Annotated in this window: 22 protein-coding genes and 1 pseudogene; 10 read left to right on the top strand and 13 right to left on the bottom strand. The window is 60.7% G+C overall.

The window, feature by feature from the left end:
• Positions 1-29: 29 nt before the first annotated feature.
• Both BLV07_RS50495 and BLV07_RS50490 read left to right on the top strand, forming a co-directional pair.
• A pseudogene (locus BLV07_RS50495) lies at positions 30-317 on the top strand (tyrosine-type recombinase/integrase); the annotation flags it as partial.
• 62 nt (positions 318-379) lie between these two features.
• Entirely contained in the window at positions 380-544 is a 165-nt protein-coding gene (locus tag BLV07_RS50490) for a hypothetical protein (RefSeq protein WP_370990946.1), read from the top strand.
• 481 nt (positions 545-1,025) lie between these two features.
• Here BLV07_RS50490 and BLV07_RS39135 read toward each other — a convergent pair whose 3' ends face one another.
• The 5 genes from BLV07_RS39135 to BLV07_RS39115 all read right to left on the bottom strand — a co-directional run bounded on the left by BLV07_RS39135 (position 1,026) and on the right by BLV07_RS39115 (position 5,937).
• Positions 1,026-1,571, bottom strand: a complete 546-nt coding sequence (locus BLV07_RS39135; protein ID WP_176946054.1) for a hypothetical protein — start codon at positions 1,569-1,571, stop codon at positions 1,026-1,028.
• 127 nt (positions 1,572-1,698) lie between these two features.
• On the bottom strand, positions 1,699-3,801 hold the full coding sequence (locus BLV07_RS39130; protein WP_091897034.1) for a hypothetical protein: 2,103 nt from the start codon (positions 3,799-3,801) through the stop codon (positions 1,699-1,701).
• Positions 3,794-4,693, bottom strand: coding sequence for a DUF7146 domain-containing protein (locus tag BLV07_RS39125; protein ID WP_143035641.1), 900 nt, complete (start codon positions 4,691-4,693; stop codon positions 3,794-3,796). The genes BLV07_RS39130 and BLV07_RS39125 overlap by 8 nt, the downstream gene beginning before the upstream one ends.
• Before the next feature lie 101 nt (positions 4,694-4,794).
• The gene (locus BLV07_RS39120; RefSeq protein WP_091897026.1) at positions 4,795-5,088 is read right to left on the bottom strand and encodes a hypothetical protein; all 294 of its coding nucleotides are present in this window, start codon (positions 5,086-5,088) and stop codon (positions 4,795-4,797) included.
• Between the two features lie 192 nt (positions 5,089-5,280).
• Positions 5,281-5,937, bottom strand: coding sequence for a hypothetical protein (locus BLV07_RS39115; RefSeq protein ID WP_091897023.1), 657 nt, complete (start codon positions 5,935-5,937; stop codon positions 5,281-5,283).
• Between the two features lie 237 nt (positions 5,938-6,174).
• Between BLV07_RS39115 and BLV07_RS39110 the strand changes: the two genes are divergently transcribed.
• Entirely contained in the window at positions 6,175-6,456 is a 282-nt protein-coding gene (locus BLV07_RS39110) for a helix-turn-helix transcriptional regulator (protein ID WP_091897019.1), read from the top strand.
• A gap of 214 nt (positions 6,457-6,670) precedes the next feature.
• On the opposite strand, the gene BLV07_RS39105 is transcribed toward BLV07_RS39110, so the two are convergent.
• Genes BLV07_RS39105 through BLV07_RS39090 form a run of 5 tightly spaced genes read right to left on the bottom strand, consistent with a single transcriptional unit; the run spans position 6,671 to position 10,194 of the window.
• On the bottom strand, positions 6,671-8,458 hold the full coding sequence (locus BLV07_RS39105) for a DUF7380 domain-containing protein (protein ID WP_091897016.1): 1,788 nt from the start codon (positions 8,456-8,458) through the stop codon (positions 6,671-6,673).
• Positions 8,459-8,515: 57 nt separating this feature from the next.
• Entirely contained in the window at positions 8,516-8,887 is a 372-nt protein-coding gene (locus tag BLV07_RS39100) for a hypothetical protein (protein WP_091897013.1), read from the bottom strand.
• A gap of 23 nt (positions 8,888-8,910) precedes the next feature.
• A complete protein-coding gene (locus tag BLV07_RS39095) occupies positions 8,911-9,573 on the bottom strand; it encodes an SOS response-associated peptidase (protein WP_091897011.1) in 663 nt (220 codons plus the stop codon).
• Between the two features lie 9 nt (positions 9,574-9,582).
• Positions 9,583-9,759, bottom strand: coding sequence for a hypothetical protein (locus BLV07_RS48065; protein WP_164934582.1), 177 nt, complete (start codon positions 9,757-9,759; stop codon positions 9,583-9,585).
• Between the two features lie 21 nt (positions 9,760-9,780).
• Entirely contained in the window at positions 9,781-10,194 is a 414-nt protein-coding gene (locus BLV07_RS39090; protein WP_091897008.1) for a hypothetical protein, read from the bottom strand.
• Between the two features lie 645 nt (positions 10,195-10,839).
• Here BLV07_RS39090 and BLV07_RS39085 point away from each other — a divergent pair.
• A complete protein-coding gene (locus BLV07_RS39085) occupies positions 10,840-11,115 on the top strand; it encodes a hypothetical protein (protein ID WP_091897006.1) in 276 nt (91 codons plus the stop codon).
• A 9-nt stretch (positions 11,116-11,124) separates the two neighbouring features.
• Here BLV07_RS39085 and BLV07_RS49310 read toward each other — a convergent pair whose 3' ends face one another.
• Complete coding sequence (locus tag BLV07_RS49310) at positions 11,125-11,325, bottom strand: GDCCVxC domain-containing (seleno)protein (protein WP_091897002.1); 201 nt, start codon at positions 11,323-11,325, stop codon at positions 11,125-11,127.
• 57 nt (positions 11,326-11,382) lie between these two features.
• On the bottom strand, positions 11,383-11,574 hold the full coding sequence (locus BLV07_RS39075) for a ParB N-terminal domain-containing protein (RefSeq protein WP_091896999.1): 192 nt from the start codon (positions 11,572-11,574) through the stop codon (positions 11,383-11,385).
• A gap of 682 nt (positions 11,575-12,256) precedes the next feature.
• Between BLV07_RS39075 and BLV07_RS39070 the strand changes: the two genes are divergently transcribed.
• From BLV07_RS39070 to groL, 6 genes are all read left to right on the top strand, one after another.
• A complete protein-coding gene (locus tag BLV07_RS39070) occupies positions 12,257-12,541 on the top strand; it encodes a type II toxin-antitoxin system RelE/ParE family toxin (protein WP_091896996.1) in 285 nt (94 codons plus the stop codon).
• A gap of 40 nt (positions 12,542-12,581) precedes the next feature.
• On the top strand, positions 12,582-12,878 hold the full coding sequence (locus tag BLV07_RS39065) for a HigA family addiction module antitoxin (RefSeq protein ID WP_091896993.1): 297 nt from the start codon (positions 12,582-12,584) through the stop codon (positions 12,876-12,878).
• A 37-nt stretch (positions 12,879-12,915) separates the two neighbouring features.
• Entirely contained in the window at positions 12,916-13,347 is a 432-nt protein-coding gene (locus tag BLV07_RS39060; RefSeq protein ID WP_091896991.1) for a hypothetical protein, read from the top strand.
• Between the two features lie 127 nt (positions 13,348-13,474).
• Positions 13,475-14,500 (top strand): alpha/beta hydrolase, encoded by a 1,026-nt coding sequence (locus BLV07_RS39055; protein ID WP_091896987.1) that lies wholly within the window; start codon positions 13,475-13,477, stop codon positions 14,498-14,500.
• A 315-nt stretch (positions 14,501-14,815) separates the two neighbouring features.
• Entirely contained in the window at positions 14,816-15,142 is a 327-nt protein-coding gene (locus tag BLV07_RS39050) for a hypothetical protein (protein WP_091896984.1), read from the top strand.
• A gap of 317 nt (positions 15,143-15,459) precedes the next feature.
• A complete protein-coding gene (groL, locus tag BLV07_RS39045) occupies positions 15,460-17,085 on the top strand; it encodes a chaperonin GroEL (RefSeq protein ID WP_091896981.1) in 1,626 nt (541 codons plus the stop codon).
• 41 nt (positions 17,086-17,126) lie between these two features.
• On the opposite strand, the gene BLV07_RS39040 is transcribed toward groL, so the two are convergent.
• Positions 17,127-17,423, bottom strand: a complete 297-nt coding sequence (locus tag BLV07_RS39040; protein WP_027575249.1) for a hypothetical protein — start codon at positions 17,421-17,423, stop codon at positions 17,127-17,129.
• Positions 17,424-17,977 lie beyond the last annotated feature (554 nt).

Here is a 17,977-nt window from a genome sequence, read left to right as displayed (position 1 = left end):
CGCCTGATGTCACGGAACGTTTCGCGCGGCTGCTCGACGCCGCGCCCGGGCTCAAACACAAGGCGGCGCTGAGCGTAGCCTATGGCGCCGGCCTGCGCGCCGCCGAAGCGGTCTCGCTCAGGCTCTCCGATATCGACAGCAAGCGCATGATCATCCGCGTCGAGCAGGGGAAGGGCGGCGTCATGCTTTCGCCGATCCTGCTCGACCTGTTGCGCGCCTGGTGGAAGGCAGCGCGGCCGCAGGGCTGGCTGTTTCGGGGGCGCGATCTGGCGCAGCCGATGACCACGCGCCAGCTGAATCGCGCCTGTCACGCCGCCGACCAGATGGCAGAGATCAACAAGCGCGTCTCGCTGCACACCTTGCGCTTCGCCACCCGCTCTTGGAGCAGAACATCGACGTCCGCGTCATCCAGGTGCTGCTCGGCCACGCCAAGCTCGACACCATGGCGCTCTATATCCGCGTCACTACCAAGACGATCAGCCAGGTCATGATCCCGCACGAGCATATCACTCTCGAGCTCAAGGAGATCCGGCCGCCCGGCTGACCCGGCGCGCGCGTCGCGCCCGGCTTTAAGGATTGGGTCACCAATTGCTGCCAGGTTTTGAGCATTGCGTAAGCCGCGATGCTCGGCATCCAATTTCAAATGTCTATCGACCAGCCCGGTTGGCGGTCTTTCCAGAGGAGAGGCCCACAATGTTCAAAGGGGCCGCAATTGCTGTCTTGATTCTGGTCGGTTCGGATCAGTTGCTGAACCGCGTCCAAGTGATCGAGGTCGCCCTATTCGCGTCGATAGGGATCTTTTGAGGCGCCGCAGTCATTTCCTCCTTGCCTTCGCGGGCCGCGGCGGCATGAAGGCCGCAAAAAAAGGCTGTTGTGCAGCCTAGTGCAACTTTTTCTTATATCGCCGGACCGAGGCAGCAATGCCCTCGCGGATGGCTCTCTGGACGGCGGCCTCAGTTTCTGCTTCGGTCATTACTTCTACTTCACCGTTCGCACCGACGCGAAATCCCGTCAGTTCACTATTCTCAATTGGAATCCGTTTCTTCGACTTCACAGCCACACTCATTCGCCTGTGTTTGACGTTCTTTGCTCTCGACGCCCGCAGCGGCGACACGTGCGGCAGTCCACGCCGGATCGGCAATTTCTTCGAGGGCTGCGCGAACAGCATCGTCCACAAGCTCAAAACATTCTTCCTGCGGACGCATGGCGAGCATGCAGGCGGTCTGACCTGGCAAGTTGAGGAGCCGGTTGCGCATACCCAACAGGATTTGCTCGAGATAGCGCCGGACGGGCTCCAGCTCCGCAACTTCTCCGGCCTCGATGGCATCCTGGCGCTCCTCGCGGCGACGTTTCGCAGCCACAAGCCGGGTACGCTCCTCAGTGAGCTTGTTGCCCGCCGCACCCCCACGACCGGCAGCAACCGAGCGCAGGTGTGCTAGAACCTCGCGCCGCACCTCGTCGAGATCGTACTTGCCGGATGACTGACGCGTAATCACGCTCTCGGCGAGATATTGATCGAACTGTGAGCGCGAGCAGCAGATGTGCGCTGCCGCTTGAGCGATTGTTGCCATTTTCCTTCTGACCCGTCATTTTGTACAATACAGTACAAATATCGTGCGCGCAAGTGCGATCCGCATCCGGCCCCGGCGGGGAAGGACCCAACGCTTTGGATCTCCCCCCACCGGCCACAGGAAGGTTTCATCTCAGTTTGCTCTTTAAGAATCGCTCTGAAACAATCAGGTCCCGCACCGCTGCGCGGCCTTTGGCAACGAACTCGCGCCCCGATGCCAACTGTCGCTCATTGAACTTGCGACGCTTTGCTTTCGGCCAACGCACGAACCCGGGAGGAAGATACAGCCACTCAGGGGGGCCCAATACTTCGCTAACATTCGCCTCGCTGACAATCTCGACCGGATTCGCAGCTGACCGGTTGACGCCGCGGGCTCGGCCCACGGCCTGCACGATCGCCGCCTCCGTCACAGCTCGTCTGATCAGCTCGGCCTCGGGCTGCTCGAAGACCCGGGCGGTCAGCATTACCTCAGTGCCGTTCTTCAGGCGAACGGCCTGCTCCTGCTCGATCATCGACTGAGGCCGGCCACCAGGGCGCTTCGGCGGCATCAATCGCAGCGAGATCGGCTTGCCCGTCAATGCGGCGGCCATGTGCTCGATCGCGTCCGGCGCCGGCAGCGGCCGTCCAATGGTGATGAGACAGGCGACATTGCGCCACCGATCAATGCCCTCGACCGCGTTGAAATGGGCAGTCTCGATGTTCGGCCCGACCTCGTCGAACTGCTCTTCGAGCTCCTTGTTGGTGATCAGCAGCGTGCGACGGCCCGCAGCCAGTTTGCGGACCGTCCTGAGCAAACGGTCCCGCTTATTGCCGACACGTTTCTCTTCTGCGGCGCTCCGCTTTCCGGGCTCTAATTTTGACAATGAACTCTTGCCGACCGGTAACCCGATGACCTGCGTCATGTGCTCATGGGGCGCAGTAACTTTCAAATCGAGCGCCACCTCGACCTGCGGGAAGAAGTACTTCAGGATCTCCAGGTGCAGGGTCGCATCGAGCACAATGACCGGCAGCCCGGCGATTCGTTCATGGATGTCGCGACGGCCATTGATCCGCAAGCAGAGCACAGTGCCGTCCTTGGTATGCTTCAGAACGATCCGCAAACGGCCAGTCGCCTCGTCGGGACCGGAGAGCAACTCTTCAACGGCGCGCCACATCGCAGCGCGCTTGCCCAGCTGCCCCAGGAACCGGAATTCCTTGACACGAGCTTGGGCCGTTTCTTCACTGCTCTGCGGTGTCAGATCGACCTCGACCTTGCGCCGCCACTCCAGCTTGGCGGCAGCCGCACCCGAGCCTTCGTCATACTTATCACCCGGCAGCAGGCCTGCCGCGAGAAGCGCGGCCTTGGTCAGATAGCCGTCCTCCCGCGCGTAGTTGCCGGGATCAGCCACTTGCTCTCCGCGGGCCAACGAAACCGCCATTTTCAGCCGGTAGATCAGGTCTTCCAGACGCGCGGTGTCATCACCATTCTTCTCGTGGCCGTTGTTGCGGACAGGAAAGGTCTTGAGCTCGGCGTCGAGGGCATCGACCGCAATGTGCGAGAATGACAGACCCGACTGCCAGAAGCTTTCATCAATCACCACAAGGCCGACCTTCCTGGTCAACTCCTCGGGCGGCGCGAACATATATTCGTGCGCGCAGAACACCACATCTGCTTTCTTCGCGGCGGTTTTCTGCGCCTGATAGCCGCACTGGCGATAAAACGGACAAAGGATCGGCTCCTGGTCCTTACGGCCCTTGCGGCAAGCCGTCCGCTCGACATGAGCTCCAATCGCCTCTGCTGCGGCAACAGCTTGCAGGTTCAAGCACAACGGCTCGCCAGTGGTGAGGTCGTTGGCCTTACGGGACTGCCACAGCGCGGTTGTGATACCGTCGGGCAGGCGATGCCGTGCTTCTTCGCCCAATTTGTGGGTGGGGACGAATACGATGACGCGGTGGGGGATGCGCTTCCGTTTCTTCTTGCCGGCTTTCTTCGCCGCATATGTCTTTTTGGCCTGCTCAGAGTAATGGACGATACCAACGCGAGCAGCCTCAGACTTTCCGACGCCGGTCGGGACGCAGACTGCCTCCAGCACCGAATTCCCGTCCGCCTCATGATGCTGAATCGCGATCGTCATCTGCCGATCAATTGCCGCACTCAGCAAGTCGCGGGCAACCTCAACCGGCAGCGCGTCCGACTGCTTGGCCGCACCTGGATCGAATTCATCGACGATCGCACCGCGGACCTCACGCATGCTCTGGCGAACTCCCGGACTCGGCGAACAGGAGGTCGTTGATGTCCTGACCGGGCTTTTCCGGCATGACGAGCCGGACACGCTTGCCCGCGGCAATCCAGCGGTCCCGGCAAGCGGCAGAGGCGCGCTGCCCTGTCCCGCTCACGTCATGATCGACCAAGATCGTGAGGCGCTGTACGTGCTCGAGGACGATGAAGTTGCTGATGCCGCCAGCATCCAGCACTGACCAGGTCGGTCCCGAGCCAAGCATCATGCCGGCGAGGCACGTTTCTACACCTTCGCCGATCGCGAGGTCGGTGGAGATCGTCGGCGAGAGCCGGATGACACCCCCGCTCTTGGGGCCAAGGCTCTTGGCTGCTCCAGCGGCGACCGCATCACGCGTCAGTCGCCGCCGGTGAACACCGACCGGCTCGCCCGTGGTAATATCCTGGATCAAAGCGACAAGTGCCGGTGCCACGCTAGTCTGAAATGGGCAGGCTGGATGGAAGCCCACAACATCGAGCGCTTCATCAGGAACTTGGATGCCGCGACCGGCGAGATACCGCTCGGCCAATGAACCGCGCAGCGGCAACACGCCCTCCCAGATCTGAAGTGCACGACGAATCCGAACGGCGTCGTCCGGCTCCGCGCGATGAACCGGGCGCACATTCCGCGTGCTGACGCCGAATGAAGGTCCCAAATAACGAAGAGCGTAGTTGATGGCATCGCCGATTGAGCCACCGAGCTGCTGCTTGAGGAAGCCAATGATGTCGCCGCCGCAGCCGTTCTCATGATCGAACCAGAGTCCCGCCTTGGCGCCCTCCAGGTTCAGCGCAAAAGACCCCCGGCTGCCCCAGCGCAGCTGGCGCTTGGTGCTGAGGTGACGATTGGGCTCGCCGAGGAACGACTTCACGATCTCGGCCGCACGCGTGCGCAGCTCCGCACGCGCGCCGTCATCGAGCGTGCGATGATCCTGGCAAGTGTTATTGCGCGTGTTCACGACTGCGCGTTTGATTACTCGTGCAGACGCGCGTCGGTTTCGCGTTCGCGGATTGCGGCGAGCTTCTTCTGATGGATCGCGCGATCCTCGGCAACGCGCAGCTCGAACGCGCGCTCCAGCTCATCCGCCGCATTGCGCATCGCGCGGATGAGGTCGGTGAAAAAACTGTGGGACCAACTGTTCGTCGGTGCACAGGTCAGCGCCATACGCGTAATGCGCTCAATGTCGTGGAAGGCACTGCGCATGAAACGATGCAACGGGATCGGCGGCGTCGGCTTGCGGCCGTGCGGCAGAACAGTGAAACCCATGGATGGAGACTCCGCTCTTGCGGGGTCGCGACAGCCATGGCATCATCATCGTGCAACCGAGACCGAGCCAAGACTGGGATACGACCCCAGTTTTGAAAAACCCCGCCGCACTATTGCGTCGGGGTTTTTTCATTCTGAGACTGAGTCGGGCTAAAGGACACGAAATGCGGCGGTCAGTTTTCCGTCCGCTGACTATCGCGGGTTGGCACTAGCCAATCTTCTGGCAATCGTCGCAATTGCGACGGGGGTAAGCCGAAACGCTTGCTCGACGCCGAGCCAGTCGAACAGCGCTTCAACCATTTGCGTGACCTGCAACCGCGGCAGTTTCTTGCTGCTTGAGATGGCCCCACGTTCGATAAGCAACTGCAAAAACGGTTCCACCGCCAGTTTCGTCACAACTCGCTTCCGGTAGGTATCACCGCTGGTCTTGAGCCAATGATCGATATCCAAACGGCGCTCCGTCAATACGGTGACTACATTGTCCCGCTTGTCGCTATGCTCCTCCATCAGCATGTGCAGCGTCATCTCATCCGCATGCGGGTTACGCCGGGACCACCCCGCCTTCTCGATTTCGCCGGCAAAGAACTCTGGTCCAATTTTGTCTGAAAGACTAAGCAGCTTTATGATCGTGTCGCGATATCGTCGCACCAGCTTGCGATCCGGCTGGCTCGATACCGCCACCTGACGCGCATAATAATGTTCGATTTCCTCAAGATTTCGGGTCGTTGCGTATCGATCGAAGTGGTCCAGATGGTCGGCGGAATCGCCAATGGCTATCGCCTCCAGCAGCTTCTCTAGCTGCTGCTGACGACGTCCTGCCTTGCTCGGGGACGGCCTGTGCTTGGTCATTCGGGCTGACCGATTGGAGCGCAAGTCTGCAGCACGAAAATGCTCCGCCGGTTTTCGTTGGCAGCAAATGCGCCATTCTATACGCAGAACAAGCTCGCGCCTCGCATTTGCTAAGAGACTGCCCAACTAAAGCGGAAATATCGTTAACAGCGTTGCTCGCCGGGAAGGGATCGCTGGCCCACGAAACCATCGGTGCGGCAGGTACTGCGGGCGCGACGCCGCCACCTTGAGATTGCGATGATAGCAACCGATCAACTCGAAGCCGAAACCGAGGACGTAGCACCGGCTAATTCTCGTCCTCGCCGCATGCTCAACGAAAGGCAGGTTTTGGAAATTATCCCGGTCGGCCGCACCACGCTGTACCGCATGGAGAAGTCGGGCCGCTTCCCCAAATCGACCTACATCAGCCCGAACCGGCGCGTCTGGTTTGAGGACGAGATCATCGCTTGGCAGAACGCGGTCGATGAATTCAATCCGCGTCGGGCTCGGGGCAAAGGACGTCGGGCGCGTACGGGTTGATTGGCCGGACACGGAGAACCGGGGGCTTCTGTACTTCTGTTGTGGCGGCTTCCGATGCCCGGCGGTGTGTCAGCAAGCCGCCGGGCGGACGGGACCAGAGCGAACGGTGCTCCTAAGCTGCCGCTCTGGTCCGTCAGGGCGGGCTCTGCTGGCGCATTGAGCCTCACCCGCTCAAACAGAACTTGATCGGCGCGGACGATCCGGGTCGCGCGTCTCAATTCTTGGGTTTTACGCCAAACTCTTTCCACAAGCCCAGCATGAGGAGCGAATGTACAATCAAATTGCCAAGATGCCAGTAGAACTGGCCCGCCTCCATCAAGCCATGAGCGATCTGGTTGCGCAGGTTCATTCCGCGCGGATCGGCATATAGCGCCTGAAGATGTAACGTAACATCGGGACCGAGAGCTTCGGCGACTTTTTCGTTGTACAGAATTTCACCCATTCCGATTGCGACACTCGCTTCAGAAACCCCCGGGTGGGCTTTTGTGATCGGCACGCCAAGATCGTCCGCCACCTTACGCAGCGCGTGCTCCACCTGCGGAACGAGCACATGCGCGGCCTTCACATGATCCTCCCGCTCCCAAGCGCGGAGACCTTCCAAGAGCAGGCTCATGTCATCGAACAAGCCGTGCCGGTTGGCCCAACCGGCGAAATGCTCCGGCGCCACCTCGTGTCTTTCGAACAACCGTCGAAAGGCTTGAGCGAGCCATAGCCTGGCAAACTGGAATGCAAAATTAGTCTGATGCATTAGGCGGCCGAACGGGTCGTCTTCCACTGAGCCGATCTTGGCCGCAACGTGGTTGTCGGCCATGATTGTTGCCGGGATATGAGCCATGAGTGGCGCTTCCTTAAGCATCTGTCGTACTTGCTGCTCAAGCTCGGCGCGGCTCAGCAAGAACTCTCGTGCAATGCGCACAAAGGTCGTGGCTAGGTCGTCGACCACAATTAGGTCGAGAAACTTCTCCATATCGTCACGTGGTATTTCGATCTTTCGCTCGAAGGACTGAAGGTTCTCGCCCGCTGCACCGATCTTCTGCTGCATCATTATGCGGGTGCGGTCATGCTCCCCCTTTAGTCCAGCCTTGCGGTACTGATCGATGGCCGTTTGCAACAGCGCTGCCGCGAGCATGGGATCTGCGTTGCTTGCAAAATGCTCGAACGACGCGCCGACCGCCTTATGGAGGCGCTTGATGTCGTCGACTTCGCCGAGGCGGCCGTAATACCGGATCAGACGTTCGGCGGCATCTTGGGCTTCGTGGGGGTTGAACTGCGCAGGATCATTGGTGTTAGAACCTGTAGTAACGATGCTCTCCAAGTCGGAGACTAGCTCGGCGCGCTCTACATCAGTGACGCCTGCCTTTTTGTCTTCGAGCAGCCGGTCGACCGTGTACCACCACAAACCACCTTTGTTTTGCATCAGCGATCGATGCACGCCCATCAGTGCAGCTCGCGCTCGATCGGTGCGATCCTGATCCCTGATCAAGACCGCTAGGTCGAGCGCCCGGATTGCAAACCGCACATGCTCGTGGTCCTCGGCCATGCGCTGGATCGCATCAAGGTAGGCATCGATGGCGATCCGGGCGTCGTCGACATCGCGCCGACGCTTTCCGATGAGACCGCTCATCTCCCAAGCGAGATCGGCGTAACGTGCCCTCAGGAAGGGATGCTTGAGCGATCTTGCCCGAGCAGCCCAATGGTCGATGGTGGCAGGAGGGGTTCCCGAGATGTCGGGAGAGTAGAACGTTTTTCCGTCCCGGTCGGTGCCTGATCCCATCGGTCCGAAGTAACTGTTCCATGGATTTTCGTGCCCGCCGGTTGACAGTGCGAACGCGAGCACCTCCGCCCATGCCCCGACAGCCTCAGCCTCGGAGGGATCAATCAACGCCATGCGCGCCGCGTTCAGCTCGCCACTGATGGCGAATTCGTCGAACGGCTCCTCCTTGGCGTTGTAGCGCTGAACGATTTCTTCAAGGACACCAGGGACGGAGAGATGGTCTGTCATGTGGTTGCGATCCGCTTTCGTGACGTACTCGCGTGAGAGGTTTGCCTAGACACGATACTATCGGGCCACATCGTCATCTCTTTCCCACGCGGGCGTCGAATAATCGAGGGCAACTTTGCGGCCCTTGAACCATCCCCAGTCGGACGCCTTTGGTTCAAACGGGCAACTATCTTCGCCCGGCTTGTACTCCCAAGCCGTAAAGGCTTGGATGTATTCCACCCCGCTCATCATTTCGGAAAGCGGCCGCGCCGCACGCATGATCAGCAGGGCTCCCTTCGGTGACACCCAGAGGACAGGACACAGAAGCGCGCGGCGGCTCTCGTTCGAATTTCGGTACAGCTTCGCCTCATAAAGATTGCTGTCGCGGCCCCGCTGGTTGCGTGCGAACTTGAAAGCGAGCCGACCGATCACGATAACCGGCGACCGCATGCTTCCGGCTCTCGAAATTCGTATCACGCTGCTGCCTTATCTTCCTTGTCGGTCCCGCGCATGACAATCTTGAGCGCGTCGTCCGGCAGTGGCCGCTGCAGTGCCTTCGCCTCATCCCATGGCGCGCGCATCCAAATGTCGCGCTCCTCGTCGGTGGTCAAGATGACGGGCATGGCTTTGGAGTGGATCGGTGCGACCACGGCATTCGCTTCGGTGGTTAGGAAGCCATAGACCAAATGTGGTCCGGGGATCGGCTTGGATTTGGTGCCACGATCGCCCTTGAACTCGGTCCAGATGCCTGCGAACGCGAACAATGGGCGATCCTCGTTAAGCGCGAACCACACCACATCCTTTTTCTTGGTCTCGGGGTTAGGCTCGGGCGCGTATTCGGCAAAGCTATTCGCCGGGACCAAGCATCGGTTCTCCGGCTTGAGCCAGCCGCGCCAGTGAGGCGACGACGTGTTGCGGATGTTAGTGACGGGCGGTCCGCCCTTGCGTGGCGGCGGCGGCATGCCCCAGCGCATCGTCACTATCTCGGTGCCCGCCTCGGTGTTGCGGATCACTGGAGCCGGATAGTCAGGAAAGACGCCGGGCATCGGCGCGAGATTGCCGACGTAGCGATTGACGACGCGGAACAGGTTGATGATCGCGGCTTGGTTGGTGGTGATGCTGTAGAGGTTGCACATCGGCGACGGCTACGACCAGAACAGTGCGAAGTAGATCACGTACAGCCAGCCCAGAATGCCGTGAATGATCGCCCAGAGGATCGACTTGTTGGTGGTGTAGCTGATGGCGATAGCGAGCGCGCTGCCAAAGCCTATGCCGTATTTCGTGCCCTCTGATCGCACCACGTAGTAGCGGCTCCCGTTCATCGTCGCTCCCTCATCATCATTTCACCTCTCACCCGGCCACCACGTTGATGGCGGATCGCTCGCCGAAATCTTGGTGCGCCGAAGCGCCACCAAATGGCTGCGCTTGTACGGATAGCCGCGCACCTGCGAGCAGTCTTTGCACCGCATGTAGCGCTCCAGCTCATGAACTGGCGTTGACTTCGGTCGCCGCACGATGTCGAGCGCGACGGTCTGATTTGTGTCACAGCCGAGGCACCGGACTTCCAGATAGCCGTAACCGGCATTGAGGGCATCGCCCAGCGTCGGCGATGGCTGAGCCGGTCCCTGAAAGGCAAGCATCCGCTTATTCCACGCCTCGCAGGCGAGCCGGTCGGCTTGCTTGCGTGCTTCCGTCGCCTGCTCCGCCGCCGCCCGGACCGAAGCGCCGTAAATGGTCTCGCGCGATTTGGTGCCCATCGAGAGAGGATGCGTCGAGGGGCGCGGGACAGGCAAGCCGCTACGGATTGCGGTGGACAACGCGACGGGCACAACGAAGGCCCCAAAAGGCAGCGGTAAGGCCAGGCCGCAAACAATGTCGGATAATGAATCCCCAAGCAAAAACAATGTTTTACTGCACGCAAGTTCGATGACTGAACGGGCGGACACCCAACCGGCCAAAGGAGTAAGCCAGTGCAGGCATTAATCGTCTATCAGCCGACACCGGCCAGTATTTTCCGAAACCGCTTTTCACGGTCTACGCCCGTTCGCTCGCAGCGGCCCGTGCGCTCGTCGCGGCCATGATCGCGGGAAAGACCATCGTTCTCCCCGTCTCGCGTGACGGAGCCGGCCGATGATTCCCGATACCAAGAGCGGCCTTCCCGCAATGACCTGCGTCTCCGCGCTACAGAAGGCCATCAGGCGCGGCATGGAGCGCGAAGCGATGGAGTTTGCGTGCGAGTTGATGCACACCTCCAAAGCCTTCCACACGATGGTCTGCAATCGCCTCGAAGTTATCTGCCACGAAGATCTCGACACATTGGCTGCGCCGCACGTTTTCCCGTTCGTCGCGGCATCACTCGCCGCATCAAGGGACCGCTACAGCAAGAGCATTGGCGAAGCCCGGTGGGCAACGCGATCCGCACGATGTGCCGCGCGCCGAAGTCGCGTGCTGGCTGCCACTTCGCTGCGGCAATCGGGCTGCGCGCTCAGTTCGAAGGCTACGCACCGGAGATACCGGACTGGGCGAACGACCGGCACACGCTGACAGGCCGCAAGCTCGGGCGTGGCCTCGATCACTTCCGCACGGAGGGCGCGAAGCTGATCCCGCCGCAGACCGGCGATGATCACTGCGAGGACGAGGCATATCGGTTGTGGGCGATCAAGCAGCAGCGCAAGTAAGTTCGACCGCTAACAGCACTTCCCGTTCTGCTGGACCGGCGGACACGGCACCGAGCCGTATGAGCAGAACACACAGCAATCGCCGGGTTTAGGCTTTAGCCGCTGGCCGCAGCCCTTGCAGTCGTAGAAAAACTGGCAGGCATCCGTCAGCATGGCCTCGGTACTGGAGTGCCCGCAGGACGGACATGCGAGAGTTGATAGCAGTTGCATGACGAGGCAATCAGGTCCAACCCGAACGACCGAAATCTCCCGCGATCAGGCGAGCGCTCAGGCTGTATGTCGAATGGAACTTCCATAATGCTTGAAGAAGTTATCAAGCTTCACTTGTTCGCCGGTATGTCGCCAGAACAGTTTTTTACCAAGGCTGGCCGCCACTGCGAGGCGGTGGTGGCCGCCGATTAGAGTATGGTCATCGGATGCTGTGGCGATGATCTCGCCGTCCTCGTCCACGATGATCATGTGCTGCCTCCGATCCAGAGCGCGGTCAGCGCCGCCGCGATGGTGCACAATCCATCTAACCTCGTGCCGGTCCCGGCGTTCCAATGGCCGCAGGAAGGCCGCACAACGCAACCGGGCTTACAGGGGACGGGACCGGCCCGCGCCACGTGAAACTAGGGCCTGTTAGGGCCCAAGCAGGTTCGGACGGGCCTCTCGCCCGTCCGGCAGCAACAGAAATATACCTTCATCTTCAGGCGCTTCCGGTGATTTCAACAGGCCGAAAAAATCGCTTGCAGCAAGGACCACACGGTTTCGCCGTACGCAGGCCATCCGGCTCCGCCAAGAGGCTTCGCCGGACATGAGCGCCGTCCGTCCTCGCGGCCCGCGCCATGCTCACGAGGTTCATCTCGCCCTGCATGCTCGAAGCCCGCCTTAACGCCACCCGCGTCCACCGCAACCCCCAACCCGCGTTCGTGACGACGTACGACCGCCCCTATGGTGGGCTGGGATGGGCCGACACATACGACAAATCCGAATTTCGGTAAAGTGGAATATTTTTGACAGAGCGACTTGACACTGGTGTTTCGCCTGAGAGCCGAGCCGATCCTTTCGGCCAGCTTCCGCGGAGCGCGGCAACTGCCCTTAGTATCCCAACGAGATACGAAGGCCTTGAATTACGTATCCCGACAAGATACGTATTGACATGATCCAGAGCTTCAAGGGGAAGTTCGCCGAGCCGATCCTTAAGGGCCGCACGATTCCGAAAGGTTTTCCGGCGGACCTCGCAAAGATCGCCCGCCGAAAACTCATCATGGTGGACGCTGCCGACTTTCTCGACGCCCTGAGATCACCTCCCGGCAACCGCCTCGAAGCTCTCAAGGGGAAGCTGGCGGGGAAGTACTCGATTCGCATCAACGATCAATGGCGGATCGTGTTCAGATGGACGGACGCGGGCCCCGAAGATGTCGAGATCATGGACTATCATTAGTCCGACAGGCCGATTGTGGCTAGCCAAAAGGAGTTCGCAGATGGCAAGGAAACTTCCGCCGATTCATCCCGGCGAAATCCTGCGTGAAGAATTTCTCGTTCCGCTCAAGCTGACGCCCTACGCGGTCGCGGCCGCTCTGAACGTGCCGCGCACCCGAATCGAACGTATTGCGCGCGAAGAAAAATCCGTCACGGCCGACACCGCGCTGCGGCTGGGAAAGTTCTTCAAGACAGGCGCCGCGTTCTGGATGAACATTCAGACCCGCTTCGACCTCGAAACGGCGGAGGACGTGCTCGCACCTCAGATCAAGAGGATCGCGTCTTATGAGGCGGTTTGAGAGTACTGCAGTTGCGATGATGTAGCGACCAAAGCCAATGCCCGTGAAATTCGAAGACATCACCACAGCCTTCGAGTTCGCCAACACCAACGGCGACATGGGGGAATTCCGCGCCTTCGTCTGCAGGCAGACCGGGAAGATCTATTATCAAACAGATTTCATGGACGCAGCAGAGTTCAACGACGAACTGCCTGATGACATCGACGACGAGGAGAAATTTCTCGCGCTCCCGGACAAACGAGATCTCGGCCTCGGCAAGCCCCTGGTGCTGGCTTTCGTCCGCGAGTTCCTGCCGGATGATTTCGACGATGTCCGCTATTTCTTCAGCAAGCGGGGCGCCTATCCGAAATTCAAGTCCTTGCTCGCCAGACGCCGCGCGATCGATCGCTGGCATGCCTACGAGAATGAGGCGACGAAGCAGGCGTTGCGCGATTGGTGCACGCTACATTCGATCGAAATCATCGACTGACCTGGCGCTCGTTCGGACACTATGTCTACGCAACCGCGACGCTACTCCGCCGTCTTCTTGCCCCCATTGTCATTCAGGGAGCTAGGCGGGGCGGCGTTACGGTGGGCAAAGTTCCCAAAGGTTCCGTGTGATCGTCCGACGTCTTCTGCAACGCGACTCCGGTCGTTCTGTTTCGCGCCGCGCTCTCCTCGGCGGACTTGTGTCGGCAGGGAGTGCCCTCGCGCTCGGCGGATGCGCCGGCTTGGGTGCGACCGGCGCGCGCTTCGACGCGTCGTCTCTTTCCGTTGACCCCACATTGCTTGTCACCACCACGCGCAAGCCCGTGAACGGCGGTCGCGCGAAACCCTGGTTCGGGCCGGACCGCGCGACGAGCATGACGGTCGCGCGGGCGAAGCTGGTGGCCCCGGACGAGAGCCGACTTTCTCTCGCCTCGGTTGGACTTGACGATTGGCGTCTTGATCGGATCGAGCCGGTGTCGGCCGACGCCGGCGATCTCGCTGCGCAGGCCGGCGCAGGGGACGTGTTGATCTATGTGCACGGCTTCAAGCAGACGTTCGAGACGGCGGTGCTGGATGCCGCCCATCTCTCCGATGGGATCAAGTTTCGCGGCCGAACCATGGTGTTCTCATGGCCTTCCAAGGCCGGACTATTCGACTATGCCTATGACCGCGACAGCGCGATGTGGTCCCGCGACGCTTTCGAACGCGTGCTCTCCGCACTCGTGTCGGCGCCAACCGGCGGCCGCGTGCACATCGTTGCGCACAGTATGGGAACCATGCTGACGCTCGAAAGCCTGCGTCAGCTCTATGCCCGATATGGCGACACCGTCACGAGCAAGATCGGCGCGGTGGTGTTTGCCTCGCCTGATATCGACATGGACGTGTTCTCGTCGTCGATCCAGCGCATCGGTCCGCTGACCGGCAAGATCACCGTGATTGCCTCGACCAACGATCGCGCGCTGGCGCTGTCGGGACAGATCGCAGGCGGAATGACCAGGGTCGGCGCCGCCGAGAAGGCTGCCATCGCGCGGCTCGGCGTGCGCGTGGTCGATGCCTCGCAGGAAGGCTGGGGCATCATCAACCACGACCTGTTTCTGTCGAATGCGGAAGTGCAGCGGGTGATCCGCCGCTCGATCGACGGCACGACCGCGTGAGAGAGCGCCTGCGCCGAGCGAAGCGAAGGCTTGCTCCTGCGCACGCTCGTTGCGGCTCCAACGGAAAAACGGCCGGTGGCGGCAATGATTGAACTCTTTGAGCGCGCCGCTCCATGGGAGACGCGCCGCGCGGACAACAAGCGCTGAGAAGACGATCCCGGCGGAGCAGGACCGCCCCCTGCGCCATCGTGTCGCGATCGAAGCGGCGGGACCTTTCGGTTCGCTGGCAGGTTACAGCCGGAGGAATCGAGTTGAGCGCCGCAAGTTCCTCTCGCGTGGCGGGTGATGAGGCTGGGGAGAAATTAGAGGAAACACATGCGCGCCCACAGGACCCCACGGCTGGCGACCGGTGCCAGCATCGTTCTTGCGACGAGCCTCCTGTCCGGTTCACCAGCTTCAGCTTACTACGCTGGCTTTTTCTGCTCGGAGCAATCCGCAAAACGTGCCAATTACACCTGGGCCGACGGCAGCGCCACGACAACGGTCTATTACAACAACCACTGCGGGCGCAGGGTCAACGTCACGCTGAATTTCATAACGGTGATAGGCAAAGTCGTAAGCAAGTGTTGGCGCACCCCCGCCGGAAAGAGTCACAAGGTCTGGGGCTACTCGGATCTGAACGACATCGCCAGGGGATGCTGATGAACGCGCTGTATCCATGGCTTGCCGGACTTGGGCCCATGCGGGCCCTTGCGCCGCCGGATACAATTGTCGGCCCGGATACTGACCGCCAATGCCATGGGTTCACCCGGCGGGCGGAACAATCAATCGGGATCAGCGGAAGGTTGGCTTCGAGAAATGGCGCGCCAATCAGAACAAAAATGCGAACTCCTATATAATTGAAATTGCTGTATAATCCAGACGTAACCGACGGACGGTCAAGGGCGCCGGCTCCTGATTGAAGGCGACCTGAGACCGCTTGCTCAGCTTAAGGGGAGGAGTGAAGGGAGGTTCGCATCATGGTTGCCAAGGATCTGAAATTCGCGACCGAAGCGCGCGAACGGATGCTGCGGGGCATTGATACGCTGGCGAATGCCGTCAAGGTCACGCTCGGTCCCAAGGGGCGCAATGTGGTGATCGAAAGATCGTTCGGCGCGCCGCGTATCACCAAGGACGGTATCACCGTCGCCAAGGAGATCGAGCTTGAGGACAGGTTCGAGAACATGGGCGCCCAGATGGTGCGCGAGGTGGCGTCCAGGACCAGCGATATCGCGGGCGACGGCACCACGACCGCAACCGTGCTCGCAGAAGCCATTGTCAAGGAAGGCGCCAAGTCAGTCGCCGCAGGCATGAATCCGATGGACCTCAAGCGCGGCATCGATCTTGCTGTGGACGCGATCGTGCATGACCTGAAGTCTCATGCCAGGAAGGTGACGGCTAACGAGGAGATCGCTCAGGTCGCCACCATCTCGGCGAATGGCGACGCCGAGATAGGCAAGTTCCTCGCCGACGCCATGAAGAAGGTCGGCAATGAGGGCGTCATTACGGTGGAAGAGGCAAAGAGCCTCAGCACCGAGCTCGAAATCGTCGAAGGCATGCAGTTCGACCGCGGCTACATCTCGCCCTATTTCGCCACCAATGCCGAAAAAATGCGCGTCGAGCTTGAGGACGTCTATCTGCTGATCCACGAGAAGAAGCTGTCTGTACTGCAGACCCTGCTTCCGCTCCTGGAGGCGGTGGCGCAATCGGGCAAGCCGCTTCTGATCGTCGCGGAGGATGTCGAAGGCGAAGCACTCGCAACGCTCCTGGTCAACAAGCTGCGTGGCGGCTTGAAGGTCGCCGCGGTGAAGGCGCCGGGTTTTGGCGATCGCCGCAAGGCGATGCTGGAAGACATTGCGATCCTGACCGGCGGCACCGCGATCTCCGAAGATATCGGCATCAAGCTCGAGAATGTCACGCTCGACATGCTCGGGCGCGCCAAGAAGGTCGTGGTCGATAAGGAGAGCACGACCATCGTCGACGGCGCCGGCGCGAAAAAGGACATTGAAGCGCGCACGACGCAGATCAAGGTGCAGATCGAGGAGACCACCTCTGACTACGACCGCGAGAAACTCCAGGAGCGTTTGGCGAAGCTTGCCGGCGGGGTCGCGGTGATCCGCGTCGGCGGCGCAACCGAGGTCGAGGTCAAGGAGCGCAAGGACCGCGTCGACGACGCGCATCATGCAACGCGCGCAGCGGTCGAGGAAGGCATCCTTCCCGGCGGTGGCGTCGCCCTGCTGCGAGCGCAGAAGGCGCTCAAGGGCATGAGGACGGCCAATGCCGATCAGAAGGCAGGCGTCGAGATCGTGCGTCGTGCGCTGCGGATGCCAGCATGCCAGATCGCGGAGAACGCGGGTGAAGAGGGCTCGCTGGTCGTCAACAAGGTGCTTGAGAACGACAACTACAATTGGGGGTTCAATGCTGCGACCGGCGAATATCAGGACATGGTGAAGGCCGGCGTGATCGACCCCGCCAAGGTCGTGCGTACCGCGTTGCAGGATGCCTCCTCCATCGCCGCGCTCCTGATCACGACGGAAGCGCTGGTCGCCGAAAAGCCGAAGAAGGCCGAGACGCATGCGCCGGGCATGCCGCCAATGGATTTCTGACGGCAACCAGCCGCTCCCTTCCGGGCGCGATCAAGCGTGCATCAGGCTTGCTCTTGCAATACTGCGGCACCGAGTTCGTCGAAACGAAACAGCTGAAAGATCCGCTGGCCATTGAAATCGAGGACCCTCAAGTCGTCTGTTTCGTGCAAATCGCTCTCGACCGCGTGGAAATGCCCGCCATAGCGCTCCTTCGCGAGATCAAGCGGCACATCGAAAGCGACAAACTTGCCGATTCCCTTGGCTTTGAGCCTGCCCAGGAACTTCGGATCGTGCAGCGTTCCGTGGGACGTGAGGACCAGCAACGGACCACTGGCCGTCAGCAGCAGAAAGGACCTCATCGATCAACTCCCTGGTCGTTGGTTTCATCAGCACCTATGCCGCGAACAAGGCCGCGGCAACCGTCGTGCTGGTGCGTATCGATAGATACATAAGAGCGAGCTGGCTCGACTGCACGGTTGCGATTGTTCAGAGAAAGGGGGCGGCATCGTCTTCGGCACGCTCAATCTGCGACACGACCGCACCTGCGCTTCGGCGAACCGGACCGCAGCAGCCTATCGACAGTGTGTCGTCGAGAGCTGTGCGCCGCGTGTCCTGATCCCAAGAGGGCGCCTTGTTTTCGAAGGCACGTCGGCGATGACGACCACGCCTTTACCGGGCCTTTCGCGCTATCGGCCAGTCGAAGTTATTGCGGGGGGGCATCAGGCTGGCTGCGGTACCGCAACCTGGTCTTGCCAGCAGAGCAAAGGCAATGGCGCGCCGCTCAGAACAAAACCGCGAACTCTTATGTAGTGGAAATACCGATACAATCCTGCACCGCACTGTGATGCGCTGCGGTTCACTGCTGCGCCGCACCAACTGAGGCATTGAGGGCGCTGCATTGCAACAGGCGCCA

It is taken from the genome of Bradyrhizobium sp. Rc2d (genome assembly GCF_900099855.1).
Lineage (GTDB): Bacteria > Pseudomonadota > Alphaproteobacteria > Rhizobiales > Xanthobacteraceae > Bradyrhizobium.
Note: the sequence above shows the minus strand (reverse complement) of the source record. Positions and strands in the feature narration are given on the sequence as shown.